Genomic DNA, 936 nt, shown 5'->3' on the forward strand with positions numbered 1-936 from the left:
TTAAGGGTACATCGTGCCGCTGAAAACAAACGATAATTTTAAAGGCAATTCTGATTAATGAGGGTACAGTGACAGCTTCATCGCGGCCCAGTTGGGTCTGACCGGCGACGATGTCCTACCCTATGCTGCACGTCGGCAAACCCGTCAGCAGCACTTGCATGCCCTTCGTGAGATTTACGGCTTCAAGATGTTCTCGGGCCAGGGCGCACGCAGCCTCAAGGCATGGCTGGAAAATGAGGCTGAAACGTCCCGAACCAACGAAGACCTGGCGCGCCGGTTTGTTGAGGAGTGCCGTCGGTCACAAGTGATCCTGCCCGGCATCTCTGTCATCGAACGGCTCTGCGCCGATGCCTTGGTGTCAGCAGAGCGCCGGATTGAAAGCCGGATCGCGGCCAAGCTTGATGGTCAGACAAAGGACCAGTTGGACGCTTTGCTGACGGACATCGCGGATGGCAATGTCACCCGGTTCATCTGGCTTCGCCGTTTCGAGGCGGGTAGCAACTCGGCGGGGGCATCGCGACTACTGGATCGGCTGGAGTTTTTGCAAGAATTGGACGTCTCACCGGACATTCTGGCCGACGTACCGCCACATCGGATCACCCGCCTGCGCCGCCAAGGCGAGCGCTACTTTGCCGATGGGTTGCGCGACATCACGAGTGACCGGCGCCTGGCGATCCTCGCGGTTTGCGCGATCGAATGGAAGGCGGCCGTCGCCGATGCTGTGATCGAAACCCACGACCGGATCGTCGGCAAGACTTGGCGCGATGCGAAAAGGCTATCCGACGCGCGCATCGCGGATGCCAGATCTTCGCTGCGTGAGACATTACGTTCTTTCAAGGATCTCGGTGCGGCCCTGCTGGATGATCAGCCCCACCTGAGTGGTCCGGTTTGATTGTTAGTGCATGACCGGTCTCGGGTCCATCGGGACGATGGTTT

At 58.9% G+C, this 936-nt stretch carries 1 pseudogene; it reads left to right on the forward strand.

What is annotated here, in order from left to right:
* Positions 1–76 precede the first annotated feature (76 nt).
* A pseudogene (locus ACI3GR_RS20125) lies at positions 77–862 on the forward strand (DUF4158 domain-containing protein); the annotation flags it as partial.
* Between the last annotated feature and the right edge of the window lie 74 nt (positions 863–936).

The sequence above is a fragment of the Pseudooceanicola aestuariicola genome (genome assembly GCF_045763785.1).
Classification (GTDB): Bacteria; Pseudomonadota; Alphaproteobacteria; order Rhodobacterales; family Rhodobacteraceae; genus Pseudooceanicola.